The organism is Streptococcus sanguinis (assembly GCF_003943735.1).
GTDB classification, from domain to species: Bacteria; Bacillota; Bacilli; order Lactobacillales; family Streptococcaceae; genus Streptococcus; species Streptococcus sanguinis_E.
In genome coordinates, this window is record NZ_RJMV01000007.1 from 41,635 (window position 1) to 66,278 (window position 24,644).

The 24,644-nt window shown below is 42.9% G+C and carries 20 protein-coding genes and 2 pseudogenes; 1 reads left to right on the forward strand and 21 read right to left on the reverse strand.

Features of this window, described 5'->3' with window-relative positions; translation table 11 throughout:
• Positions 1-11 precede the first annotated feature (11 nt).
• The 12 genes and pseudogenes from D8877_RS12550 to leuS all read right to left on the reverse strand — a co-directional run.
• Positions 12-95: pseudogene (locus D8877_RS12550) on the reverse strand (DNA alkylation repair protein); the annotation flags it as partial.
• A gap of 120 nt (positions 96-215) precedes the next feature.
• Positions 216-629 carry a hypothetical protein gene (locus tag D8877_RS08340; RefSeq protein ID WP_125341157.1) on the reverse strand — a complete coding sequence of 138 codons (414 nt, stop codon included), beginning with the start codon at positions 627-629 and terminating at the stop codon, positions 216-218.
• Between the two features lie 104 nt (positions 630-733).
• Positions 734-1,152 (reverse strand): annotated as a pseudogene (locus tag D8877_RS08345) (hypothetical protein).
• 68 nt (positions 1,153-1,220) lie between these two features.
• Positions 1,221-1,640 carry a GNAT family N-acetyltransferase gene (locus D8877_RS08350; RefSeq protein ID WP_125341158.1) on the reverse strand — a complete coding sequence of 140 codons (420 nt, stop codon included), beginning with the start codon at positions 1,638-1,640 and terminating at the stop codon, positions 1,221-1,223.
• A 54-nt stretch (positions 1,641-1,694) separates the two neighbouring features.
• Positions 1,695-3,041 (reverse strand): type I glutamate--ammonia ligase, encoded by a 1,347-nt coding sequence (gene glnA / locus D8877_RS08355; protein ID WP_002896640.1) that lies wholly within the window; start codon positions 3,039-3,041, stop codon positions 1,695-1,697.
• Between the two features lie 31 nt (positions 3,042-3,072).
• Entirely contained in the window at positions 3,073-3,438 is a 366-nt protein-coding gene (locus tag D8877_RS08360; RefSeq protein ID WP_002896641.1) for a MerR family transcriptional regulator, read from the reverse strand.
• Between the two features lie 80 nt (positions 3,439-3,518).
• Positions 3,519-4,043 carry an FUSC family protein gene (locus D8877_RS08365; RefSeq protein WP_009659795.1) on the reverse strand — a complete coding sequence of 175 codons (525 nt, stop codon included), beginning with the start codon at positions 4,041-4,043 and terminating at the stop codon, positions 3,519-3,521.
• A gap of 183 nt (positions 4,044-4,226) precedes the next feature.
• Positions 4,227-4,892: a COG3942 and LysM peptidoglycan-binding domain-containing protein gene (locus tag D8877_RS08370; protein ID WP_125341159.1), complete on the reverse strand. Its 666-nt coding sequence runs from the start codon at positions 4,890-4,892 to the stop codon at positions 4,227-4,229.
• A gap of 172 nt (positions 4,893-5,064) precedes the next feature.
• The gene (locus D8877_RS08375; RefSeq protein WP_125341160.1) at positions 5,065-9,585 is read right to left on the reverse strand and encodes an antigen I/II family LPXTG-anchored adhesin; all 4,521 of its coding nucleotides are present in this window, start codon (positions 9,583-9,585) and stop codon (positions 5,065-5,067) included.
• A 345-nt stretch (positions 9,586-9,930) separates the two neighbouring features.
• Complete coding sequence (locus tag D8877_RS08380) at positions 9,931-11,127, reverse strand: phosphoglycerate kinase (protein WP_002910741.1); 1,197 nt, start codon at positions 11,125-11,127, stop codon at positions 9,931-9,933.
• A 244-nt stretch (positions 11,128-11,371) separates the two neighbouring features.
• A complete protein-coding gene (locus D8877_RS08385) occupies positions 11,372-12,061 on the reverse strand; it encodes a VIT1/CCC1 transporter family protein (protein ID WP_002916094.1) in 690 nt (229 codons plus the stop codon).
• 179 nt (positions 12,062-12,240) lie between these two features.
• Positions 12,241-14,742, reverse strand: coding sequence for a leucine--tRNA ligase (gene leuS, locus D8877_RS08390; RefSeq protein ID WP_142999427.1), 2,502 nt, complete (start codon positions 14,740-14,742; stop codon positions 12,241-12,243).
• 164 nt (positions 14,743-14,906) lie between these two features.
• Here leuS and D8877_RS08395 point away from each other — a divergent pair, with 164 nt between their 5' ends.
• A complete protein-coding gene (locus D8877_RS08395; protein WP_048772119.1) occupies positions 14,907-15,470 on the forward strand; it encodes a methyltransferase family protein in 564 nt (187 codons plus the stop codon).
• Positions 15,471-15,537: 67 nt separating this feature from the next.
• Here the strand turns inward: D8877_RS08395 and D8877_RS08400 are convergent, their stop codons facing one another.
• The 9 genes from D8877_RS08400 to D8877_RS08440 all read right to left on the reverse strand — a co-directional run bounded on the left by D8877_RS08400 (position 15,538) and on the right by D8877_RS08440 (position 24,602).
• A complete protein-coding gene (locus tag D8877_RS08400) occupies positions 15,538-16,632 on the reverse strand; it encodes a glycerol dehydrogenase (protein ID WP_048772116.1) in 1,095 nt (364 codons plus the stop codon).
• A gap of 47 nt (positions 16,633-16,679) precedes the next feature.
• On the reverse strand, positions 16,680-17,348 hold the full coding sequence (locus D8877_RS08405; protein WP_048772112.1) for a fructose-6-phosphate aldolase: 669 nt from the start codon (positions 17,346-17,348) through the stop codon (positions 16,680-16,682).
• 14 nt (positions 17,349-17,362) lie between these two features.
• Positions 17,363-19,804 carry a glycyl radical protein gene (locus D8877_RS08410; RefSeq protein ID WP_125353012.1) on the reverse strand — a complete coding sequence of 814 codons (2,442 nt, stop codon included), beginning with the start codon at positions 19,802-19,804 and terminating at the stop codon, positions 17,363-17,365.
• A 168-nt stretch (positions 19,805-19,972) separates the two neighbouring features.
• Complete coding sequence (locus D8877_RS08415) at positions 19,973-21,274, reverse strand: PTS sugar transporter subunit IIC (protein ID WP_011836408.1); 1,302 nt, start codon at positions 21,272-21,274, stop codon at positions 19,973-19,975.
• Between the two features lie 17 nt (positions 21,275-21,291).
• Positions 21,292-21,603 (reverse strand): PTS sugar transporter subunit IIB, encoded by a 312-nt coding sequence (locus D8877_RS08420; RefSeq protein WP_002896658.1) that lies wholly within the window; start codon positions 21,601-21,603, stop codon positions 21,292-21,294.
• 20 nt (positions 21,604-21,623) lie between these two features.
• Positions 21,624-21,947 carry a PTS lactose/cellobiose transporter subunit IIA gene (locus D8877_RS08425; protein WP_002896659.1) on the reverse strand — a complete coding sequence of 108 codons (324 nt, stop codon included), beginning with the start codon at positions 21,945-21,947 and terminating at the stop codon, positions 21,624-21,626.
• 330 nt (positions 21,948-22,277) lie between these two features.
• Positions 22,278-22,769: a hypothetical protein gene (locus D8877_RS08430; RefSeq protein WP_185760205.1), complete on the reverse strand. Its 492-nt coding sequence runs from the start codon at positions 22,767-22,769 to the stop codon at positions 22,278-22,280.
• A 101-nt stretch (positions 22,770-22,870) separates the two neighbouring features.
• Positions 22,871-23,842, reverse strand: coding sequence for a sugar-binding transcriptional regulator (locus D8877_RS08435; protein ID WP_048772101.1), 972 nt, complete (start codon positions 23,840-23,842; stop codon positions 22,871-22,873).
• Between the two features lie 16 nt (positions 23,843-23,858).
• A complete protein-coding gene (locus D8877_RS08440; RefSeq protein ID WP_002916109.1) occupies positions 23,859-24,602 on the reverse strand; it encodes a DeoR/GlpR family DNA-binding transcription regulator in 744 nt (247 codons plus the stop codon).
• Positions 24,603-24,644 lie beyond the last annotated feature (42 nt).

Below are 24,644 nucleotides of genomic sequence, written 5' to 3' on the forward strand. Positions count from 1 at the left end.
ACTAGCAAAGCTTATTTTTCTGCTTTATTTTTTGTTCGCGAAGCATGCTTGATAATCCAAGCGCAACTCGGACTCAATTCTTCCTCTTTCTCAGCCAGAAACAGAGACAACTCATTCAAGGCGCCTGAAATCATATGAGCTGCCATATCCAGATCAATAGAGATAAGTCTTCCTTCTTTAAATAAAATATCTAATTGCTCACTCGAATGAAAGAATTACTTAAATTCATCGCCATCAACACTTAAATAATTTACCAATGTCATGGCACCTATATTGAATTCTCCCTCAGGTATATCTATCATGACATGCCAACCAGAATTTTCAATATGATTGAACCTTCCATAAACATCAATAATATCTCCCCCGCCTTTGGGAGTACCATTTCCGACTTGATTCCATTGCGTTTCTTCCCAATCAATTTGCACTGATTCAATTTTAGGATTTTGTGACTTCACAAATTTTTTAATCTCTTCCTCTTGTGACTTTAAATAATCTAGCTGTTTCTCTTTTATGGATTGTAAATTAGCTTTGCCATCTGAAAACAAATTACTCTGTTTTAACATATGTAGACTACCTACTCCAATAACAAGGGCAATTAGTACCAACCAAATGATTTTATATTTCTTCATTCTCTTACTCCTAGACCTTAGAAGTTACATATGCTGTAATGCATGACCGCTGAAAGGGACATGTTAAATTTACATATAAATTATAATAGATTTTTAAATTGCTATCACTCAAAAATGTCTCCTCCTGCTCGTAGCGGACTACCTTGCATGATAGAATCGATATCCGCTTTCCCATTTTCTACATCAACTAAAACACTCCAACTCGAGTCTTCGATATGGTTAAATCCTCCAAAAATTCTTATCACTTCTCCTCCTCCCCACGGAGTACCATTGCCTACTTCTTCCCAGTTTGTTTCCTCCCAATTAATCTCCACTGACTCAATTTTTGCGTTTTGTGACTTGATAAAATCTTTAATTTCTTCCTCATGCTTTTTCAATTCATCCAACTGCTTTTCCTTTATCGTTTGCAAGTTTGGCTTTTTGGTTATACTTTTTTTAAGCTCTCCTGATTTCCAAGAAAAAAAGCTCCACCGATAATTCCTAGAGTTACTAAAGCTATGGCTATTGTTTTCTGCCTTTTCATTTCTTATTCCTTTTAACAGTCATTATCATTATTATAGCATAAAAAACAGAAGCCAAATTGGCTTCCGTCTATTTGAGAATGGCTCCGTCTAAGCGCTTGATAAAATGATATTTGGTAATGCCCTTTTGCGGGACATCTGCTAAACTGGCGTAGATTTCATAGCCTTGCTTGATGTAAAAATCCTTGGCTTGATAAGATTTAGTGGACAAGGTAATGCTAGTTACTCCAGCTTCTGCAGCCTTTTCTTCTAATTCTGCCAAAAGACTTGCTCCCAAACCTTTTTTATGATGTTCTTTATCCACCACCAAAGCCTTGATGTGAATGTTTTCCAACACCTGTTGGGCATGGAGCAAGGCAATTAACTGGCCATCTTCCTCCCGCTTTAAATAATAATCTTGAGGTTCAAGTTTTTCAAGCATATCTGGACCAAAATAGGCTTCATATTGCTCATCGAAAACCCGCTTGATAAAATCATGAAATTTTTCCATCTCTCTCCTCCTCCACAAAAAAGCAGGGGATATGCCAATCCTCCTGCTCTAAGTTTAGTATAAATCTAAATAGTTATCCACTTCCCATTGAGAGACAAAGGTTGCATAGCTAGCCCACTCGATACGCTTAGCTTCTAAGAAGCTCGTATAGATATGCTCGCCAAGAGCCGCTTTAACGACTTCGTCTTCTGTCAAGGCCTTCAAGGCATTGTGAAGAGTAGACGGCAGGTCTGTAATTCCAGCTTCCTTACGCTCCTCTGGAGTCATGATATAGATGTTTTCTTCGATTGGTGCTGGAGCTTCGATTTTATTCTCAACACCGTGCAGGCCAACTTCCAAGAGAACAGCCATAGCAATATATGGATTGGCCATCGGGTCAACGGAGCGCAACTCCAAGCGAGTCCCCATACCACGAGAAGCCGGCACGCGCACCAACGGTGAACGATTGCGTCCCGCCCAAGCGATATAAACTGGTGCCTCATAGCCAGGAACCAGACGTTTGTATGAGTTAACCGTTGGGTTCATGATAGCTGTGTAGTTATAGGCATGGTTAATCAAACCACCCAAGAAATGGTAGGCTGTTTCTGACAGCTGCATACCCTTTGGATCTTCTGGATCGAAGAAGGCATTATTTCCGTCTTGATCAAAGAGGGACATGTTACAGTGCATACCAGATCCCGCAATGCCAAACTTAGGCTTAGCCATAAAGGTTGCATACAGACCATGCTTACGAGCAATAGTCTTCACAACCAGCTTGAAAATCTGAATTTTATCACAAGCACGGAGCACTTCGTCATACTTAAAGTCAATCTCGTGCTGGCCGACTGCGACCTCATGGTGGCTAGCTTCTACTTCAAAGCCCATCTTGGTCAGGACATTGACGATTTCCCGACGGGTATTGTCTGCCAAGTCTGTCGGCGCCAAGTCAAAATAGCCACCCTTATCATTTACTTCCAGCGTTGGATCGCCATTTTCATCCAGCTTAAAGAGGAAAAACTCTGGCTCTGGTCCGAGGTTAAAGGACTTGAATCCCAGTTCTTCCATATGCTTGAGGGCACGCTTGAGGTTGCTGCGAGGATCCCCTAGAAACGGTACATGATCTGTCGTATAAACATCACAAATCAGACCCGCTACACTGCCATTTTCATCCCCCCAGGGAAAGACCGTCCAAGTATCTAGATCAGGATAAAGATACATATCTGATTCATTGATACGGACAAAACCTTCAATGGAAGAACCATCAAACATGGCTTTATTGGATAAGACCTTGTCAAGCTGTTCATCCGTGGCAGGAATTTCCACATTCTTCATAGTTCCTAAAATATCAGAGAACATAAGACGAATAAAGGTAACATTTTTCTCTTTTACTTCGCGACGGATATCAGCTGCTGTAATAGACATTAAATTTCTCCTTGTAATTCAAACAAAATAGCTATGGTCGACGCATCTGACCAAAGGTTGGCAGAGAAGAAGCAAAACGGCCTTGCTGCAAGATGTCATGATGCAGGGCACGGCGGACATCTTTGTCACTAATGGTCTTGCGGGACTTGGCTTCACGCTCAGCATATTTCCTCTTAATCGCAGCGATATTATAGCCTTCCGAAATATAATCCTTAATTTCTAAAAGGCGGTCCATATCATTCAAAGAATACATCCGACGATTTCCCTCATTCCGAGCAGGGGTAATCAGATTCTGGTCTTCATAATAACGGATCTGACGGGCAGATAGGTCCGTCAGTTTCATAACACTGCCGATGGGAAAGACTGCCATGTTTCGGCGAAACTCTTTTTCCTTCATTCAAATTCCTCTCTACGCACTATTATAGGACGAAATAAATCTTATGTCAAGAAATAATGTCAGATTTTCTTACACGGATTTTATTTTTTCTTTTCAAAGATGGCTCGCAGCCGATCTATATCAGAATTTACCAGAATTGCAACAAATACTCCCATGAAGGTTTCAAATATTCTGGCAAAGACATACAAGATGGTATCTTCCGGCCGAATGGACAGGGTAATAATCAGCATGGCAGATACTCCACCAATGACTCCAGCCTTGTTGTTCATGGCGACATTGGTCATGATTGTCAGCATGGTACAGACCGGCACCAAAAGGAGGGTGACCCAATACTGCTCCTTAAAAACACTATTGACAATGAAAAATAGCAGAGCGTAAAAACCACCGATGCTATTTCCTAAGATTCGCGATGTCCCGAAGTGGACACTCTGATCAAAATCCTCACGAAGACTAAAGACTGCAGTCAAAGCACCGATTTGCAGGCCTTTCCAACCAAAAAGCCCAAAGAGCAGTAGAATGATGAAAACAGCCAGACCGGTCTTAAAGGTACGCATGCCCAGACGAAATTTCGATTTATCAAACTTGTACTTATTGAAATAACTCATTAGTCTCCTTCCAGGAAATCCTCCCTCTCTTCATTTTAACATATTTCGCCTCAAAAAAACTCTTTCTGCTTAGGAGATTTCCCACACAAAGAAAAAGCCCTATCTGCTACTGCATCAAGAACTCTATCCTATCAAACAAAGCAGGCTGAGATAATCTTCATCCCAGCCTCGTTGTTATTATCTTTAGTTTGGATAAATGTAGGTAACTCCACCCATAAATTCATTCGGGTTAAAGTAGCCACGATAGTTGTTAATTTGCTTTTGGCGATTGTAGTTCGCTTCTAGAACTTGAATTGAGCTGTCGCTTTGCACATCTGTCACATAAGCAACGTGTCCATATTCACCGCCATCCCAAACTGCAATAGCCCCTGCTACTGGGACATTTCCTGTTGCATAACCCTGAGCACCAGCATTGATTGCCCAAGTATTAGCATTGCCCCACCAGTTACTTGCCCAAGGCGCCATTTCTTTCACGCCCCAAGTACATTGGCCGATTGGGTAAGAATTGCCATAGTCAGTTGGCGTATTTAAGACAACATCTTCAGTATCAGATACCAAAGCAGCATCACTTGTCGCTTCATAAGCTGGAGCGCTGTAAGGATTGTATGTCTGAGCCAAAGCAGTGCCATTTACTTGCAACACATCTCCTGGGTTAATCGTATCAAAAATTGTCTTTCCATTATTGGCAGCAAGTTCGTAAGGATTCATTCCATTGGCACTAGCAATGGCAAAAAAAGAGTCCCCTTGCTGGACAACATAAGAATCTGCATGAACAGCTTGAGCGCCGATTGTCGCTAACAAAGCTGTGGAAGTTAAACCAAGAGTCGCTTTAGCAAATGTTTTTTTCATAACTGTTTTTCTCCGTATAATTTGATGATAAAAAAATCATACCTCATTTACATGTCAGTTTTTTTAGAGTTATATTTTTGTCATGTTACAAATGATTTAGACTTTTGCTACATGAGATTTTGCAGTATTTTTAAAGATAAAAAGGCTAGGGATTCCCTAGCCTCATCTATTATCAGTCTTCTTTACGTCTCAATTTTCCTAGACCTAAAGCACCAATAATGGCTGCTAAACCTAGATATGGCAGATAGACTGCATCTTTGGCTCCCGTTTCTGGCAGAAGAGAAACAGGAATCTTTTTAGCCACTGGAGTTGGATTGGTTCTTCTTGGATCGTTTACATCTGAAACAATCAGATGCTGTGACTTAGGAGTGACTGTTGTAACTGTATTTGAAGCATAGACTACGTGGTTGACAGTATTGATGTAGGTATTTTCAAAAGTACCCGCAGCAATCCGCTTCATCTGTAGATAGGTTTCAGCCTGAAAAGCTGAATCCAAAGAAATAGTCTCTAAGAATTCTTCTTTGAAACGAATAGAAATCAAGCCTTTCTCAAGATCAATATTCGCAGATGTATACTCAGTCAAGTCTGTACCAGCCTTTATCACCTTACCATCTTTGAGCGTGATGTCTACTTTGGCAAAGGTTTTGTAAGCCCCCGTGTACTCATCGCCTCGTTGATCATAATCATCCACAAAGCTATAGTCTGTCAAATCTTCAGAGTGGTTAGCAGGGATCAAGCCGCCGATGAGACGGTAGTTAAAGTGCTGTCCCAAAGCAAGCTCCTTGCCATCCAAGTTTTCTGCATTTGTCGGATCAAGGCTCAATGTAACATCCTTTTCAGGGCTGATTTTGGGAACATTGTTCACAACGACCTTAGTCGCATAACCATTTCCAAAGTCAATTTGATAAGCCCGGTTCTCGAATTTACCGCCTGTGCGCCCCATTCCTTCTTTGACAGCCATAGGGCTTGTTATCGTCAAAGACTTACCTGTTACGACATATTGGTCATAAAAGGCTTGGGCATCATCTGCTGCAAAGAGTTGGAAAGAACCTTTAACAGTGATATTGGCCTTTTGAAGGAGCTCTCTAACTGCTGCAGGGGCTGTTTCAAGGCTCTCGTAGTGGGTCACTGTCACACCTGCCACAGCTTTGCCATCCGCATCTACTAGCTTGACTAATTCCGGACGAAGTTCAAATGCTTCTTCTGGATAGTCATCTACATAGTAGAAACCTTTTTGAATCGTGCTCTTAGATGACTTGTCACCCTTATACTGGTCCAAATCCCAAGTCAGCTCGTAGTAATTGGTCGAACCAGCCAAGACTTCCTTACCATCAATCACCAATCCTGCCTTGTTTTTATTGACCTTGGTTGGCTTGATGTAATTATTGCTAGGATTGTCTGAATCGTCTGGCTTGCCTGGCGTAGTCACGCGTACGACATTTGAGCGGACACCATAGGCATCATTGACTGTCAGGGTGAAATTATTAGTATAGGTTGCGCCATCATTGAGTACTCGGCCGACTACTGTTGGAAAGAGCGTAGCAACTTCTTTGGTCCTATCAGCGTTATAAGTAGCTAAGGTTGCTGCAGTTGCTTTAAATGTCACTTTGTGACCAGCCTTATCATAGCTGACGTCAAAACCTGCGCTAGCAGCTTTTGTTGCTTCTAAGTCAACTTCATAACCACTTGGCAGTGGATCAGCAATGACAAAGGAAGTCGTTTCACTGCGTCCAGCTGAAAGATCTTCTGTCTTTAGAGCAAACTGAACAACTGATTGTTTAGCGACTAGAGTCTTATCAATATTGCTGCCTTGGTCATTTTGAATCTCTTTATGAATCTGCGGTTGAGATTGCAAGAGATGATAATGATAGTGCACAGTCGGAGCCACTGGTGCTGCTGGCTCTTTTTGATAAACAGGCTCTGCTGGTGAGGTTGGCAGCGGGCTATAAGTTGGTTCTACCGGCTTGTTAGGCTCCGGTGTATCTGGTGTACGAGTTGGCGCTTCCGGCTCCTTCTCATAAGTCGGTGCTGCCGGAGGTGTTGGCTCCTTTTCATAGGTCGGTTCTACCACTGCTGGCCGAACAGTTTTTTCCACTTCATAGCTTGGCTCAGATGGCTTACTAGGCTCTGGTGTATCCGGTGTACGCGTCGGTGGCGTCGGATCTTTTTCATAAGTCGGTGCTGCCGGAGGTGTTGGAAGAGCCTTCGGTGTTGGTGTAGTTGGAGCTGGATCCAAAGGCTTAAGCGCTTCTTCGCTTGGCACTGCAGGAGCTGTAGGAGCTACGGGCGCTTCCGGTTCTTCTACTGTGATGATTGGCAGATCATTCGCTCGAACATCACCATTAATCGCAAACCAAATATTTGGTTTCTTAGGAGCTAGTTTGTCAGCCCTACGTGGATCAGTAGCTTCTGGCTGGCCTAACACTTCAGAAGAGGAAATCGTTCCAATCGTCATGCTGTTGGTTGTACCAGAAATTTCCACCGCTCCTGCCCCATACCATGAGTTAGGAGCATCTGTAGTGTCCCAGCCTGAGTCCGGCTGAGCATTCTTATACATGGTAAAGCGAGATCCGCCAACTCCTTTTTTGAAGTTTTCAGACTCGGTCGCATAGATTTGGCCGTTCTTTTCACCAATAGATGAACCCGAAATCTTGTTGAAAGTTCCGGTATAATCTTTGGCCATTTCGATAGAGTTAGCTTCACGGTTGAGGGAAGCCACGGACATCAAGGCCTGGTCAAAATTAATCGGTTGGCCTTTATCATCATAAAAGACAAATTCCGTCTTCACAAAGAGAGAGGTTGCATCTTCAAAATTTCCTGTATAAGCTGAAGCAAACACTCCCATGGTTGGATCTTTAAAAATACCTAACCAAGCCTTATCATTGCGGAATTGGGAGCTTGGATCAAGAGTATAAGTATAAACGATTTTAGAAACTTTTTTCCCTCGATAATAAGTTCCCTGAAGATTTGTATAGGTTGCTGTTGCAGACTGACCGCGGCTCAGCAAAACAGAAGACCATTCAGTCGGCCCTTTACCACTTGTTACGTTAGAACTATAGTCTGCATACTTGCCAACCGTACCAAAGCTTTCCTGCTGATTGGTCTGATAGTTAGCATTTTGAATATCTGTTACTTTGAAGTTGTCCAACTGGAAGAGTTTCTTAGAAAACTCTGCAGTGTTCTTCACAGCGGCTTCCATGCCAGCATAGCTGACAAACTCACCAGTTGTAGTCAGTGACAGATCAGCATTAGGTTCTGATTTGAAAACCAGACTTTGCGCAATTGGACGGCTCAGATGCCCGTCTTCAGTCTTCTTTGCTTCTGCGATAGCCAGTCCAGCCTTAATCTTGGCCTGTTCAGCATCATACTTAGCCTTATCTTGCTGATACTTGGCTAATTTTGTATTATAGACAGCCAAATCAGCATTATACTGGGCCAACTGAGCTTGATAATTTGCTTGGGCTTGAGCATTACGCTTCTTGATTTCTTCATTTTCAGCTGCTATAGTGGAATTCTTAGCTTGGTTCTCTGCCAGCTTTTGCTCATATTCTTTTTGAGCTGCTGCATTTTCAGCTTCAATTTGAGTCTTTTTAGCTTCATAAGCTGCTAAATCTGCTTCATATTGAGCTTTTTTATCTTGATTTTCCTTTTGGATACGGGCCAATTCTGCCTGATAATTCGCCTGAGCAGCTTGATATGCCGCTTCATTATCAGCATTGGTCTTTCGGACAGTAGCTAAATCTGTTTGATATTGGGCAAGTGCTGCCTCGTAGGCCGCTTTTGCAGCCGCATTCCTCTGTTTAATAGCTTCATTATCAGCAGCAATCTTAGCATTGGCAGCTTCATTGTCAGCCAAAGCTTTTTCATACCGAGCCTTAGCTTCCGCATTCGCTTTTTGAACACGGTCCAGCTCACTTGCATAAGCCGCCATAGCCGCATCATAATTAGCCTTTGTTTCCGCATTCAGTTTTTGAACACGAGCTAATTCTGCATCATAGGCAGCTTTAGCTGCTTGATAGGCTGCCGCATTATCCGCATTCGTCTTTTGAACCGCTGCTAAATCTGTTTTGTACTTGCTCAGTGCTGCTTCATAATCTGCTTTCAGCTGAGCATTTTCTGCTGTGATCCGAGCTACTTCTGCTTGATGAGCAGCCAAATCTTTAGCGTATTGTTCCGCTGTCGCTTTGTTTTCTGCTGTAATCCGAGCTACTTCCGCCTCGTAGGCTGATACTTTTTCTTTGTACTCCTTGACCTTGGCATCAATCTCGGTTACCTGCGCTTGATAATCTGCTGCAATCTCCGCTTTTTTGTCTGCTGTTTCTTGAGCAGTCTGGGCTACTCCTTTGTCAACAGCTGGGTCTTTGACCACTGTCAGCCCAGCTTCTTGAGCCTTTTTGACGCTTTCATCTAAACCAGCTGTTGGAACAGTCACTGTCACACCGCCAACTGCCTGACCTGCTCGCGCCTGACTCTCTTGAGATGCCTGACTGGCTGCCCCTTGAGCTTGAGGCAGATTAGTCGCTGCATTTCCAGTACCTACCATTTCAGTATTGACAGGACTATTGGTATCAGATACCACTTCATCTGCTCTTACTTGCATCGTTGACGTTAAAAAAGCCGCACCTAGAACAGCACCGCATAAAGTTTTAACAGCCTTGTTTTTCCGAAAACCAAAAACTTCTTTTTTCTTCATTTTTCTCCTCCCCCTGCTAACTTTTACAGTCTGCAGTTATCCCAAGCCCTCCGAAAATCAAAAAATAATTGAAACCTCCTACTGGAAGCTCCATTCTCATTTTGACTCTCTGTAAGCATCAGAATATATACCTTTATCCTATCAAGTTTTCCCTCGTTTTGCAAGCATTTTTTCCTCAGTTTATTTACCTTTTTTATTTTTTAGACATTAATCGAATAATGTCCGTTTTTGATTTTCACTTCCCTCTCTGTTCCACAGATTTTACGTAAAAAAGAAAGGACCAGTCTTTACTAGTCCTTCTCTTATTATAGTTTTATAGAATATTAAATATTCTAGGTTTACTGCTTATTTTTCAGTCAGTGCTGCAAGTCCTGGCAATACTTTACCTTCAAGGAGTTCCATTGATGCACCACCACCAGTAGAAATCCATGAGAACTTGTCTGCACGGCCAAGGTTGATGGCTGCAGCAGCTGAGTCACCACCACCGATGATTGATTTTACGCCAGGTTGTTTCACGATAGCGTCCATAACACCGATTGTACCAGCTTGGAAGTCTGGGTTTTCAAATACACCCATAGGACCATTCCAGACAACAGTTTTCGCGCCAGTCAAAGCTTCATCAAATTTAGCAATAGATTTAGGACCAATATCCAATCCAAGGAAGCCTGGATCCACTGCTTCACCTTCAGTATCTTTCACTTCAGTGTAGTCAGCAAATGCATTTGCTTCTTTAGAGTCAACTGGCAAGATCAATTTACCGTTTGCTTTTTCAAGAAGAGCTTTGGCAACATCCAATTTATCTTCTTCTACAAGTGAGTTACCGATTTCGATACCTTGCGCTTTGTAGAATGTATAAGTCATCCCACCACCGATAAGGACTTTATCAGCTTTTTCAAGCAAGTTTTCGATAACACCGATCTTGTCAGATACTTTTGAACCACCAAGGATGGCTACGAATGGACGTTCTGGAGTTTCAACTGCTTCTTGGATGTAGGCAATTTCGTTTTCAAGAAGGAATCCAGCAACAGCTTTTTCAACGTTTGCTGAGATACCAACGTTAGATGCGTGTGCACGGTGAGCTGTACCGAATGCATCATTTACGAAGATACCATCTCCAAGAGATGCCCAGTATTTACCAAGTTCTGGATCGTTTTTAGATTCTTTCTTGCCGTCAACATCTTCAAAACGAGTGTTTTCAACCAAAAGAACTTGTCCATCTTCAAGAGCATTGATAGCTGCTTCCAATTCAGCACCACGAGTGACACCTGGGAAAACAACGTCTTGACCTAATTTAGCAGCTAAGTCTGCAGCTACTGGTGCAAGTGATTTACCTTCTTTGTCCGCTTCTTCTTTGACACGTCCAAGGTGAGAGAAGAGAATTGCGCGACCGCCTTGCTCAATGATGTATTTAATAGTTGGAAGAGCTGCAGTGATACGGTTGTCATTTGTAATCACTCCGTCTTTCAATGGTACGTTAAAGTCTACACGAACGAGGACTTTTTTACCTTTCAAATCAACGTCTTTAACAGTAAGTTTTGCCATGTTACAAAAACTCCTTTTCATATTTTATACGCAACTATTATATCATATTTTCCAAAAGTTTTCTTGATATAAAGAAAATTTTCACAAAAAAGAAGTGCCACGCACTTCTTTCTCTCGAACTTTGGAATTAGAGAATGGGAAGAAGGGCTCTGAACTCATTCAGACAATAGTTAAAGCTGGATTTTTCTCTAGATTTGACAACTCAAAAAGCCAGTAAAACTACTGACTTTAACTCTTCTCATTACTAAATTGCAAAAGCCTGTCCTACTGCATAAGTGACCGCCATGGTTAGAAGACCGATCACAAGATTTCGAAGCATAGCATTTTTGAGCGGTGCTTTGCCCAATCTAGCGCTGGTGTAACCTGTTCCCAAAAGGGCCAAGGCCACGATTAGAACGGTTGCCCAGATACGGACGCTGGCAGGAAGCAGGATAATGGTAATCATAGGAAAAAGTGCACCAACAGCAAAGGCTAAAAAGCTTGATACGGCAGCATGCCAGGGATTAGTGAACTCCTCAATCTCGATTCCATATTTTTCCTGTACCAAAGCCTCCAACGGATCTTGGAGAAAAGCTCGGTTGGTCATGAGTTGAGCAGAAGTCTCACACTCGCCATTTTGAACATAGGCAGCATAGAGCGACTGCCTAGCGATATCCGGATTTTTCTCTAAAAGCTCCCGCTCTCTGGCAACAGCAGCTTCCTCTGTATCCTTTTGAGTAGAAACTGATACATACTCTCCGCCAGCCATAGAAAAGGCGCCCGCAAAGACTGCCGCCAAACCAGACAGAAAGATAATCCAGACATCGTCCGTCGCACTAGCTACCCCGATAACCACACCTGCAATGGAAATAATACCATCATTAGCTCCTAAAACACCAGCCCGCAAGATATTCAGCCGACCACTAAAGTTCGTATCAATTTTATGTTCTTCCACTATTTAAATTTTCTCTTTCCTTTTATTTATAATGATTATAAATAAAACCTAGAACTAATACAAGAGAAAATCGAAAAATGAGAAAAGTTCTACTATTTAAGAGAAAGAAAGGCATTGAAAAAAGAGCCGTTTTAAACGACTCCTTTCTTTATCATCACTATAATGCTGTAACAAACTAATTATTTCACCACGATATTAACCAGTTTATTCGGCACACTAATCACTTTGACGATTTCTTTGCCAGCGATTTCGGACTTGATTTTTTCATCTGCCAGAGCGATTTCCTGCAGTTCCTCACGGCTCAAGTCCTTAGCTACGACTAGCTTAGCACGAACTTTACCCTTGATTTGAACTACGATTTCGACCTCTGCTTCGACCAGTTTGCTTTCGTCATAAGTTGGCCAAGCTACATAGGAAATGCTCTCGCCAGTTTGAGCGACTGCCTGCCAGAGTTCTTCAGCCAAGTGCGGTGCAAAAGGCGCCAGCAATTGAATGAAACCTTTAGCATATTCGACATAGAGTTTTTCTTCCTTGTTGGCTGCGTTGACAAAGATCATGAGCTGAGCAATGGCTGTGTTAAACTTGAGCTCCTCAATCTGCTCTGTGACAGACTTGACTGTTTCGTTGTATACCTTGTCGAGAGCACCATTGTTATCCGCAACAATTTCTTTACTTGTAATCAAACGGTAGACCCGATCTAGGAACTTGCGGCTGCCTTCCAGACCTTCCTCGCTCCAAGCGATAGACGCGTCCAACGGCCCCATGAACATTTCATAGACACGCAATGTATCGGCACCATATTGCTCCACTACATCATCTGGATTGACCACATTCTTCAGAGACTTAGACATCTTAGCAGGCGCCTGCTCTAGTTCTTCTCCAGTTTCGATGTTGAAGAAAGAACCATCGCGTTTTTCCACCTTGTCTGTTGCTACTAGAGCACCGCGACTATCACGGTAGCTAGTCCCCAGAATCATCCCTTGGTTAAAGAGTTTTTGGAAAGGCTCTTTGGTCGGTACCACTCCGATATCATAGAGAAACTTGTGCCAGAAGCGAGCGTAGAGGAGGTGGAGCACAGCGTGCTCCGCACCTCCGATGTAAATATCAACTGGAAGCCAAGCCTTAAGCAACTCTTCATCTGCTAATTTCTCATTATTGTGCGGGTCAATGTAACGCAAGTAATACCAGCTAGAACCAGCCCATTGAGGCATAGTGTTGGTTTCACGGCGTCCTTTGACACCATCTTCCCGAGTCACTTCCAGCCAATCAGTCAGATTAGCCAGAGGGCTTTCACCGGTACCAGAAGGGCGGATATCCTTGGTTACAGGCAAGACAAGCGGCAGTTCATTTTCAGGAACAGCTGTTGAGGTGCCATCTTCCCAATGAATGATTGGAATCGGCTCACCCCAGTAGCGCTGACGGCTAAAGAGCCAGTCGCGCAGACGATAGGTGACTTTTTCATTTCCAACACCTTCCGCTTCCAGCCAAGCAACCATCTTGTCAATCGCGGCAGCCTTGTCTAAGCCATCTAGGAAGCCAGAGTTAATATGCGGACCGTCTTCTGTGTAAGCAGCATCAGCAACATTGCCCCCCTCTAGAACCGGAATAATCTCTAGGTTAAATTGCTTAGCAAACTCCCAGTCGCGCTCGTCATGCGCAGGAACGGCCATGATAGCACCTGTTCCGTAGCTTGCAAGCACATAGTCGGCAATCCAGATGGGGATTTCCTTGCCATTGACAGGATTGATGGCATAAGCTCCTGTCCAGACACCGGTCTTCTCCTTAGCCAAATCAGTCCGAGCCAGGTCGGATTTGAGGCTGGCTGCATGTTTGTAGTCTGCTACTGCTTGGGCTTGTTCTGCACTTGTAATGGCATCGACGAGAGCATGCTCTGGAGCCAAAACAGCATAGGTCGCACCAAAAAGAGTGTCCGGACGAGTCGTAAAGACGGTGAAGTCCTTGTCTGTGTCCTTAATCTTGAAGGTTACATTAGCACCGGTTGACTTACCAATCCAGTTGCGCTGCATCTCCTTGATAGACTCAGGCCAGTCCAGCTCCTCCAAGTCATTGAGCAAACGTTCTGCATAAGCTGTGATTTTCAGCATCCACTGACGCATAGGCTTGCGGACAACTGGATAACCACCACGCTCAGATGTTCCGTCTGGAAGAACTTCCTCATTGGCGATAGCCGTTCCCAGCTCTTCAACCCAGTTTACTGGCACTTCAGCTTCATAAGCCAGGCCTTTTTCGTAAAGCTTGGTGAAAATCCACTGGGTCCATTTGTAGTAGTTGGGGTCAGTTGTATTGACCTCCCGGTCCCAGTCATAGGAGAAGCCAAGAGCGTTGATTTGACGCTTAAAGTTGGCAATGTTTTCCGCTGTAAAGTCAGCTGGGTCATTGCCTGTATCCATGGCGTATTGCTCAGCCGGAAGACCAAAGGCGTCCCAGCCCATAGGGTGGAGGACATTGTAGCCTTGCGCGCGCTTGTAGCGGCTGAGGATATCTGTCGCCGTGTAGCCCTCCGGATGCCCTACATGGAGCCCTGCTCCGGATGGGTAAGGAAACATGTCCAGCGCATAAAAGTTAGGCTTGTCCTTGTCCGTACCTGTCTTGAATGTATAGTGCTCTGCCCAGTATTTCTGCCACTTGGGCTCAATTTCTTTGTGATTATAATAAGCCATTCTTTTCTCCATTTTTTGTACTGTTTCTATTATACCATTTTCAAGGGATTTTGAAAGACGGAATCCAGTTTTCACTGACAAAAACTATAACTCATCTCTAAAGCGTTAGTCTCTGATTGACCTCTAAAATTAAAAGTTGTATAATTCTGGCCGGAGGAATAATCATGAATTTACAAACTATTTTCACTTATGTTTTCTTTGTTATTTTTATTAGCACAGAAATGTGGATTAAAAATAAAACTAAGTCAAACAATGTAAACGACTCTGCAGATAAAGGGAGCCGCTACATCATTATCGGCAGTGTTATCTGCTGCTTATTTTTGATAAACGGGCAATTTCTCGACTTTGTCCCCCACTTACCCAGCCTCACTATCTATCTTGGAATCCTCATCTCCCTAGCAGGGTTCGTATTGCGGGTCTATGCAGTCAATTATCTCGGAAAAAACTTCACACTGGCCGTTCAAACAACCGATAGTCAACAATTAGTAGACCATGGCCCTTATTCTATTGTAAGAAATCCTGCCTATACTGGCAGTATCTTGTCTATCCTTGGCCTATCGATTACCTCATTAAATCCTCTTACAATCATTATCAGTCTTATTTTACTCATGTTAGGATATAGCATTCGACTTAGAGTAGAAGAAAAAGCTTTAGGCAATCACTTTGGGAAAAATTACGAAGCTTATTGCCAAAAGGTTAGATACCGAGTTTTTCCTTACATCTGGTAATCTCACCAAAAAACAAGCCACATTGTCAACCCTACGGTTGAAAGGTGGCTTGTTTTGTATTTTGCTTTTATTTATCCAAATCCCTGACGTATTGGTCGACTGCTAGGATGGCACCTGCAATGTCAGAAGCTGAGATCTCAAATGGCATCTGATGGATGGTTTCGCCCTCAATCGTCGCTTGCTGACCAACTTTGAGCAAATCTTCATAGCTGGCATTTTCTAAATGCATTTCTTTCAGAGTTGTCGGCATACCAATCTTTTGATAGAAGCGAATATATTTTTCCAATTCTTCTTTAGGTCGGTTTTCTAAGAAGAGCTGGGTCAAGGTTCCATAAGCAACTTTTTCGCCGTGGGTCAAGTGATGAATATCGCCTGTAAGAGCTGTAAAGCCGTTGTGGATAGCATGGGCTGCCGCTAAACCGCCGCTCTCAAAGCCGACGCCGCTGAGAAGGGTATTGGCTTCAATGATATTTTCCAGAGCTGGAGTTACAACTTTTGCTTCACAGGCTGCAATAGCCTGCAGGCCATCTGCAAACAGTGTTTCTTCACACTTCTTCGCAATTGCTACACCAGCTAAGCTCTGTCTTTGTCCCAGCATGGTAGTGCCATTTCTTTGCTGGACAGCACGCGCCTCTACCCAAGTCGCTAAACCATCTGCAATCCCAGAAGCCAGAAGCCGTTTTGGCGCTCCAGCAATCACTTTCGTATCTACCAAGACGAGTTCAGGGTTTTTACTATAGAAAATGTACTTTTCAAAGGCGCCATCTTCTGTATAGATAACAGAAAGTGCTGAGGTTGGGGCATCTGTAGAGGCAATGGTTGGCGCAATGACTACGGGACGACCTAGTATGTCTGCAATCGCCTTCGCACTGTCAATCGTTTTCCCACCGCCTAGACCAATAACCAAGTCTGCTCCGTCTTTTTCAGCCAGAGCAACGACCCGATCAATTTCAGCATCTGAAGCTTCTCCGTTAAAAGCGACATGCAGCACATGAAAACCATAACGAGTAAGGTAGTCATTGAATTTTTCCCCAACAATCTGGTAAACTACATCATCACAAAGCAAGACTGGATGGCTGCCTAACTGAAGAATCTGTTTTGCATTTTCAAACAGGGCATTTTCTCCCTGAATATAACGAGACGGACTTGCAAAAATTCTCATAGAACACCTCTTTCATTTATTCATAAATAGAGCATTAAATATGCCTTTTAAATGTATTCCTGATTGTGAATTGCTGACCAGTCAGCAGCAAAGTCATCCACTGCCTTAGAGATAGACGGCATGGCAAAGGCTGCTGCAAAGATATCTGGTCCTGCTGTAATGGCTTGGGCCCCATCAGCAAAAGCACTATTAATTTGGCTAACATTCTTAAAGGACGCTGCCAATATTTTGCTGGCGGAATGTTCCCGCTCAATCGCTTGAGCCAACTGGCTAATTACAGCATCTGAATCAATATTGAGATTTTCCATGCGGTTATAGTAAGGAGCAAGATAGTCAGCCCCCGCTTCAATGGCTAATAGCCCTTGAAAGGTTGTATAAATGGCTGTCGCTGTAATCTTGTAGCCCTCTGCTTTGAGAGTTTTGATAGCTGCTAGCCCAGCCGGTGTGACCGGAACTTTAATGTAGACAGCATCGTCGCATTTTTTTCGAATTTCAGTAGCATCTTTCAAGATTCCCTCATAATCCTTGGCAACAACCTGCACATGGATAGATGGACCTTCTCCTATGATTTCCCGAACAGTGCGAATCCGTTCGAAGAAGTCTATTTTTCCTTCTTTTTTTGCGATGGTCGGATTAGAAGTCACTCCCGCCAAAGGGAGGACTTCCGACCATTTTTTTATCTCCTCTAAATTTAAGGTATCAAGCATGAATTCCATAAATTGGACCTCTTTTACAACGTGTGCTCCGTACGTCCGATAATATCATCTTGCGTCGCCTTGGAAAGCACATTGAAGAAAGCAGAGTAGCCTGCAACGCGAACAATCAAATCGCGGTGTTTTTCAGGATGCTTCTGAGCATCAATCAATGTTTCCCGAGAAACGACATTGTATTGGATATGATAGCCATGCAGACGGTTAAAGAATGTACGAAGCAAGGCAATAAGTTTCACTTTATCTTCTTCCTTAGACAGGGTCTGAGGATTAACTTTTTGATTGAGCAGAACGCCACCTACGATTTCATCTGTCGGCAATTTAGAAACAGATTTCAATACGGAGGTCGGGCCATTCTTGTCCATATTGTGGGATGGAGAGCAGCCCTCAGCGAGCGGTGTTCCGGCATTGCGGCCATCTGGTGTCGCCAAGGTACCGCGACCTTGACCTACATTGGCTGAAATAGAAGATGTTCCAGAGTATCGGATACCGCCAATTGGACCACGGCCATAACGGGTATTTGGATATTTAGCGATTTCATCCACATAAATATCATAAGCATCTGTCACTAGCTTATCTGCGTAATCATCATCATTACCATATTTCGGTGCATCATGAATCAGCATTTCTTGAATTTCTTTACCACGCTCACCTGCATAGTCCGTTTCAAGTGCATGCCAGAGTTCAGCTGGAGTCAGCCTGCCTTCCTCAAAGACCAGCTTCTTGATAGCCGCCAGTGAGTCTGATAGATTGGCAATACCGACTTGAAGACCGGAAATATAGTCATAGACTGCTCCGCCTTCTTTCAAATGCTTGCCGCGTCCGATACAGTCATCTGTCAAAGCTGAGCAGAGGATATCCGGCACTTCTCTTTCAAGAGATAGGTCGATAGAATTTTCCACGATGACACTCATGCGGGTCAAATGACGCAAGGTCTTGTCCCAAGCCGTTTGCAGCTCAGCAAAGCTCTTCATATCTTTAAAATGACCGAAGCTTGGCGCAAAGCGCTTGCCAGACGCCGGATCAATCCCATCGTTCATAGTGATCAGGAGCACCTTAGGGAAGTTCATGTAGCTCATACCTGTACAACGGTAGCCCCATTTACCAGGCACAGCAGTTTCCACACAGCCGATAGCACTGTAGTCGTAAGCATCTTCTTCTAAAACGCCTTTGGCGATAAAGGACGGAATGATGATTTCATCATTATTGAAAGCCGGCATACCGAAACCAAGCTTCATGACTTCGATACACTCATTCATAAAGCGAGCATCTAAGCCTGCATGATAACGAACAGTCAGATTCGGCTGAGGAAGATGAGTTTGAGCTACAGATTTCAACACAAGGTAGGAAAGTTGGTTGACTGCATCTCTCTTATCTCTCGTTTGGCCACCGATTGTCACATTTTGATAAAGGGGACTGCCCGCAGATGAGAATGTGTGAGCCTGGCTGCGTACTTTATTAATGGTGATCGTCTTAATCCAGAGATTGGTTAAGCGTTCTACAATACTAGCCTCTGTTTCACGTCCAGCTTCCAAATCTGCCTTGACATAAGGGTACATGTACTGGTCAAAGCGTCCATAAGAGAGTGAATGTCCGTTGGACTCAATCTGAAGGATACACTGGATAAACCAAACAGACTGAACGGCTTCAGCAAAGGTTGATGCTGGCTCGTACGGCACTTTAGAACAGATTCTAGCGATTTCTAAGAGCTCCTGACGGCGCTTAGGATCTGCTTTTTCAGCCATCTGATTGGCCAAGGCCACAAAACGCTCCGCATAAGCTTTCACAGCATCTACTACGATGAAAATGGAATCATAGAAGTGGTATTTGTCAAGACTAGCCGGATCGGTCAAATCCAAGGCTTCCTTAGCTGCGCGAGCTTTTTCTTCAAAACCTTTCAGTCCATAGGCCAAGAGTTTTTGATAGTTGACCGCCAAGTGGGCATCCCCAGAGTTCATCTTTCCTTCCATGCCAAAGAAGCCAGTTTCCATATAAACCTGAACTTCTTCTGGAAGTAGAGCTCCAGCTCTCGCACGGAGGTTATTGTTTTCCCAGAAAGGAGCGATGCTACGGAGCTGCTCTTTGGTTTCCTCTGTGATGTAGAAAACGTCTCCGTCCCGCTTCTCAAAAAGATCTAGTTCATTGAGTACAAACTCTAAAGTATACTCTGGGAAGATAGGCGCATCTTTATTAGATGAAGCCTGATTGCCGACAATCATCGTTTCATCTTCGATATAGAGCGTCATATTCTCCAAAATCTCTTTGAGCATGTAAGCACGCTTCAGCACATTTGGTTTTTCCTTATGCTTATCATAAGCCTTGGTAGCTAGGACAGCGCGCTCTGCGTCAATATAGGGCTTTTTATTTAAAACATCTTCCCGATACTTATCCATCCGCTCTGTTAAGCTGCCAAAATAGTCTGTTTTTATTGTTGTTTTTTCTACTTCTTTTACTTGGATCATTTGGTTACGACCTTTCTTATGAAATTTAATTTATTTCTTTCGTAACTATTGTAACATGCAAAATTCTAGAATTCAATCATTTATAGGCGATTACTGAATTAAAGATTTTTTGCACATTTGTGCCATCTGAGCCAAGAAACTTTTGTGTTTTTATCCATCAAAATCAGATTATTCTTCATTTTTCAATTCGTTATTGTAGGCAATCTTATCCTGAAACTTCACAAATGGGAAATAGGCAAAGGCGGACATGGCTAAGATGACAATTTGAATGACTGCCCCTTGCCAGCCAGCGACCATAAAGCCAGAAATGATAGCCGGCGTACTCCAAGGCAAAGTCACACCTGCGAATGGCTGCATAAAGCCGACCGCAATCGCCATGTAGACAATCAAAGCGGCTAGAACCGGTACCAAAACAAAGGGCAGGAACATGACCGGATTCATCACAATCGGAAAACCAAAGACAACTGGCTCATTGACATTAAAGATTGCCGGGAAAGCAGCAACTTTCCCCAGGGCCTTATACTGCTTGGACTTGGCAGCAAAGAGCATGGCTACGACCACTCCAAAAGTGATACCGGATCCCGATAAGATAAGAAAACTATCCAAGAACTGTTGGGTCACAATATGAGCGCCTTGACTGACAGACAGCTTATCTGCAGCAAGTAAAGCCTTATTTGCATCCAGGTTAGACAATAGTAAGGCTGTTACGACACCATTGACAACGGACTGGCCATGGACGCCAAACCACCATAAGAAAGAAATAAAGAAAGCAATACCGATAGCTCCATACAGAGAGCCCGTCAGACCTTGCAGAGGCACCTGAATAACATCGTAAATCATCTCAATAAAGGTACCGCCACCAGTCGCTATCTTGGCAATAATATAAACAAGCATTGACAGCAAGAAAATAACGAAAGCTGGAATCATGGCTTCAAACTGCTTGGCAATCGCTTGAGGAACTTGCTCTGGCATTTTGATGACAATATGCTTTTGAATGAAAATCGTATAGATACTGCCAACTGCCAAACCAATAAGAATGGCCCCAATGATTCCTTGACCGCCAAACCAGACCTTGGCAATCGCATCTGCAATCGCTTCACCCTTTTCTGGTATGTAGGAGGATTTCAAAAGGATAAAGAAAGAAGAAAGAGACAACACCCCTGCCGGCAGAGGCTCTACACCACTGTTCTTAGCATAAGAATAGCCAATTGAAAAACAGGAAATCAGCCCCATAATGGCAAAGGTACCTGAATAAACCTGCATAAACGGTTCTGTCCAGTCAGCCCCAAACACACCAGCAATGGCTTGATTTAGACCTTCAAACGGCAATTGCCCTACAATCAAGAATAGACTTCCCACAACTGTAAGGGGCAAAATTGCCAACATACCGTCTTTTAAGGCGATAATCCCGCGCATATTGACAAACTTCATAATCGGCGCAATGATTTTTTGAGTATCCACTTTAGACATAACGAAGCTCCTTGATTTTAATGTTTATCCAACAAACTCAAAGCGAGATTTAACACTTTTTCGCCATCTAGCATACCGTAATCAGCCATCGGAATAACTGCAATCGGAGTATGGCAGCTGTCGCAAATAGCTGTAGATTTGTCCAGAGTATAAGCTACCTGCGGGCCCAATAAAGCGACATCCAGATCCGCTGCATAATCAGCCAACTTAGCCTGAGAGTAGGCTTCAATCTCAGCTTCCAGCCCTTTTTCAGCTGCAGCTATTTTCATATTGTTGACCAACATTCCTGTTGAAAAACCTGCCGCGCAAAACAAACCAATCTTAACCATCTTTTCATCCTCCTGATGATTTATTTTTCCCCTTGTAATTCTCTTCTCAAGTCGATGATTTCTTTGATGAGGTTAATCTCTGTAATGCTAGTCATCAAATGATCTTGAGAATGAACAAACAGTGCTGTAATCTCTGTTTTCGTTCCTCCAGCTTCCTGAGCTAGGAACTTGGTCTGCAAGTTATGGGCCTCTAACAGCGCCTTATCTGCAAGCTCAATCTGCTCATCGCATTCTGAAAACTTACCATCTTTAGCTAGTGATAAAGCTTGATAAATATGCTGCTTGGCATCACCAGCGTCTAAGATAAGACCCATGATAATTTGATCTGCTACAATCATTTCCATATGTTACAATCGCTCCTATCTTTATGATTAACAAAAACTTGTTCTTTTGTTTGAAAGTGATTTATTTTTGTTTGTAACTAGAATGTATCACCTTTATCTCAGTCCGTCAATATATTATAGAACAAATTAGCTTATTTAAATTATTTTGCACATTTGTGCAGAATAAAAACTCCCCCCATAAAGGACAGTTCTGTACAGCTGTATTCATCTGCGATTCAAAGGCACTCTATTAGATAAGAACGATAAGCAGATTCGGCACAAAAAAGAAGCAGCGGCTATTTGCTTCTACTTCCTCATATATGCTATTTTAAGAAACCGAAACTTATCTTTTTATACGGCCTTCTCAATTTCCTTTGCTATTTTACTTTTCCGCAATTTCCTCTGGAGGTTGTATTTCAATAAAACAGCAGGATTCCGACTGTAGGATAATTGCCATTTAAAATAATTAATCCACTCGATGACAGCAAAAAACCAAATTGCTACTGAGATTATAAATGTGGGAAATCCACTGTAATTTAACATAATTATCAGGGCTCCCACACCCAGCAAAATAAGGTCTAAGATCTTTAGTACCTTATAAATCTTGCCTGTATATCTTTCAGCAAATTCTGGATTGGAAATCCTTTTTATCAAAATCCACCAAAAAACAGAGCCCTGTATCAGAATAAAACTCAGTACAAACAAGGAGAAAGAAATAGAAATCAAAGCTCCAGTAGTAAGAATCCATCTTTTGAGCAGGAAAAAATTCAGCCAAAATACTAGTACAGCGACTAGCTCTCCTGTGGCTAAACTAACCAATTTTTGTTTCATCGGCTTTTTCAAATCAACAATCCACCTCCATACATAGCTGCAAATCCACTATTAAAAAATAGGATTCCTAAATTTAGTTTTGGAAATCTCTTGCACCTGAGATGCCGCTACTATCAAGAAGTGAAGAAACTCCTATCTCCATCCAAGTCAAGCATTTTTAGAATCGTCGCTTCATCCGTAACCAAATGATTGACATAGCCAGCTCGCAACACCGCTAAGATAGCAGCAGATTTTTGACTGCCATAGGCAAAGGCTAGACTAAGCGGTACTTTTTTCAAATTTTCCAAAGAGATGGCAATCGTTCTATTTTGCAAATGCTGGTAGACCATATCCCCCTTTTTATTAAAGAAGCGACAGCAGATTTCTCCGACAGCATCCTGACTCTCTAGAGCAAGAAAATCCTCTGAGGTCAGCATGTCCAGCCATTGGCGATTTCCCGTGTCAACCTGCCCGCCAATACCAACCACGGCCACATCCAGCTCCTGCCAGCTGCTTTTTAGATCTTCAAAGTATTTAGACGCCAATATTCCATTTGTCAGTTGCTCGTTCTCCTGAATAATCGTGGAATTCATAAAACGGCAGTCCCCATGGTATTTTCCAGCCATGCTATAGATGAGGGTGTTCACATGATAGCGTGCATGGATATGACTGGGACCACCGGCCAAAGGAAAGAAATGGACATTTGTCAAATGCTTGCTGCTAGAGTGCTCTACTAAAAGGCTCAAGCTCTTTCCCCAAGAAAATCCCACTTTATCATTGTCTTTAATCAGGCCGCGCAGCATACCTGCAGCAGCTTGAGCCAACCTCTCTTCCAGGTCTGCTGGAGATTCATCTACTAAGTTACTGACAATTTCGATTCCCTTGAGCCCGTATTTTTCTTTTACATAGTTTTCCAAATGGAACAAGCGAGTGTCAAAGTCTTCAATCTCAATCTTTACAATGCCATCTTTTTTCGCTTCTGCCAGCATTCGGCTGATGGTAGTGCGATATATCCCTGTCTCAGCCGCAATGTCAGACTGGCTTCTTTCTTCGATATAGTAGAGATAAGCAATTTTTGCCAATAGTTTTTTTCTTTCATTTTTCATCTTATCTCCTTCTCTGCTAGATCAGAGTCAGCTTGATATCGGCAGCTTTCAAGCGCTCAACAGCCTCTTTAGGAATCGCCTTGTCAGTCACCACTTGGGCAATCTGCTTGAAGCCAAATCTCTTAACTATTCCTTTTCTGGTAAACTTACTTGAGTCCGTCAAGACAATCATCTGGTCAGATGCCTCTGACATATACTGCACAACCTCACTCCGCATCAGATCCTTGCCTGTAAAGCCTAGATTTTCATCATAGCCATCTGTTCCGACAAAAGCATGTTCTACGTGGAAAAAGCGGATCATTTCCTTGAGAAGAGGCCCTACTGTCACTTGAGAATCTTTCTGAAATTCTCCGCCTAGCAAGATAATTTTACAAGAATCAGTTTGTTTTATATAATCCGCAATAAAATAAGAATTGGTAATAATCTTGACATTCTTCTTCGTTCGGCAGATTTCCTCAGCTAGCAAGGCACAGGTCGAACCTGATTCGATCATAATGGTTTCATTATCCTGAACGATTTTTGCTGCTTCCTGAGCAATTCGGCGCTTGGTATCATAATGAAAGGAAAGCCTGACATTCAGATCATCGCCGCTATTTAAAACAGCATAGCCATGCTCTCTGCGCAACAGACCTTTGGTTTCCAGCTTATCCAAATCTTTGCGAATCGTTACTTTGGACACTTTTAAGCGGTCAGACAAAGTATTGACATCGATTCGTTCAAATTCAGATACTAATTTAACAATTTCATCTAAACGTTCCATTCTATCACCTCTGCTATTATTGTAACAAAAGACGTCTTAAAA

What these genes read in the sequence shown, in the direction of transcription:
- D8877_RS08340 (WP_125341157.1), bottom strand. Translation starts at nt 629, where the DNA reads ATGAAGAAATATAAAATCATTTGGTTGGTACTAATTGCCCTTGTTATT.
- D8877_RS08350 (WP_125341158.1), bottom strand. Translation starts at nt 1,640, where the DNA reads ATGGAAAAATTTCATGATTTTATCAAGCGGGTTTTCGATGAGCAATAT.
- glnA (WP_002896640.1), bottom strand. Translation starts at nt 3,041, where the DNA reads ATGTCTATTACAGCAGCTGATATCCGTCGCGAAGTAAAAGAGAAAAAT.
- D8877_RS08360 (WP_002896641.1), bottom strand. Translation starts at nt 3,438, where the DNA reads ATGAAGGAAAAAGAGTTTCGCCGAAACATGGCAGTCTTTCCCATCGGC.
- D8877_RS08365 (WP_009659795.1), bottom strand. Translation starts at nt 4,043, where the DNA reads ATGAGTTATTTCAATAAGTACAAGTTTGATAAATCGAAATTTCGTCTG.
- D8877_RS08370 (WP_125341159.1), bottom strand. Translation starts at nt 4,892, where the DNA reads ATGAAAAAAACATTTGCTAAAGCGACTCTTGGTTTAACTTCCACAGCT.
- D8877_RS08375 (WP_125341160.1), bottom strand. Translation starts at nt 9,585, where the DNA reads ATGAAGAAAAAAGAAGTTTTTGGTTTTCGGAAAAACAAGGCTGTTAAA.
- D8877_RS08380 (WP_002910741.1), bottom strand. Translation starts at nt 11,127, where the DNA reads ATGGCAAAACTTACTGTTAAAGACGTTGATTTGAAAGGTAAAAAAGTC.
- leuS (WP_142999427.1), bottom strand. Translation starts at nt 14,742, where the DNA reads ATGGCTTATTATAATCACAAAGAAATTGAGCCCAAGTGGCAGAAATAC.
- D8877_RS08395 (WP_048772119.1), top strand. Translation starts at nt 14,907, where the DNA reads ATGAATTTACAAACTATTTTCACTTATGTTTTCTTTGTTATTTTTATT.
- D8877_RS08400 (WP_048772116.1), bottom strand. Translation starts at nt 16,632, where the DNA reads ATGAGAATTTTTGCAAGTCCGTCTCGTTATATTCAGGGAGAAAATGCC.
- D8877_RS08405 (WP_048772112.1), bottom strand. Translation starts at nt 17,348, where the DNA reads ATGGAATTCATGCTTGATACCTTAAATTTAGAGGAGATAAAAAAATGG.
- D8877_RS08410 (WP_125353012.1), bottom strand. Translation starts at nt 19,804, where the DNA reads ATGATCCAAGTAAAAGAAGTAGAAAAAACAACAATAAAAACAGACTAT.
- D8877_RS08415 (WP_011836408.1), bottom strand. Translation starts at nt 21,274, where the DNA reads ATGTCTAAAGTGGATACTCAAAAAATCATTGCGCCGATTATGAAGTTT.
- D8877_RS08420 (WP_002896658.1), bottom strand. Translation starts at nt 21,603, where the DNA reads ATGGTTAAGATTGGTTTGTTTTGCGCGGCAGGTTTTTCAACAGGAATG.
- D8877_RS08425 (WP_002896659.1), bottom strand. Translation starts at nt 21,947, where the DNA reads ATGGAAATGATTGTAGCAGATCAAATTATCATGGGTCTTATCTTAGAC.
- D8877_RS08435 (WP_048772101.1), bottom strand. Translation starts at nt 23,842, where the DNA reads ATGAAAAATGAAAGAAAAAAACTATTGGCAAAAATTGCTTATCTCTAC.
- D8877_RS08440 (WP_002916109.1), bottom strand. Translation starts at nt 24,602, where the DNA reads ATGGAACGTTTAGATGAAATTGTTAAATTAGTATCTGAATTTGAACGA.